This window comes from Candidatus Clostridium eludens (assembly GCF_045310515.1).
In the GTDB taxonomy this organism is placed as follows: domain Bacteria; phylum Bacillota; class Clostridia; order Clostridiales; family Clostridiaceae; genus Clostridium_B; species Clostridium_B eludens.
The window spans coordinates 1-349 of the sequence record NZ_JBJHZX010000183.1 but is presented as its reverse complement, the minus strand read 5'-3'; the positions used below and the strand labels follow the sequence as shown (position 1 = coordinate 349).

At 28.9% G+C, this 349-nt stretch carries 1 protein-coding gene; it reads left to right on the top strand.

All coding sequences use genetic code 11. The features are described 5' to 3' along the window. On the top strand, nt 1–349 hold a 349-nt coding region (locus ACJDU8_RS25755; RefSeq protein ID WP_479723082.1), incomplete at both ends, for an AIR synthase family protein.

Here is a 349-nt window from a genome sequence, read left to right as displayed (position 1 = left end):
CCTTATATTTAAGTGCAGGATTTATAATAGAAGAAGGTTTTCCAATTGAAACTCTTGATTTAATAGTTAAAGAAATGGCCCTGCAATGTGAAGTTTCAAAGATTAAAGTTGTAACCGGGGATACTAAAGTTGTTGGAAAAGGCTGCATAGATGGATTGTTTATAAATACTTCTGGAGTAGGTATTATTGAAAACAATTATAAAATAAATAATATTGAACCTGGAGATAAAATAATTGTAAGTGGGAATATAGGAGAACATGGTACTACTATTGCCCTTGAAAGATATCATATAGATATAAAAAGCAATATTAAAAGTGATTGTGCTCCAGTTTATGAAATTATAAGTAT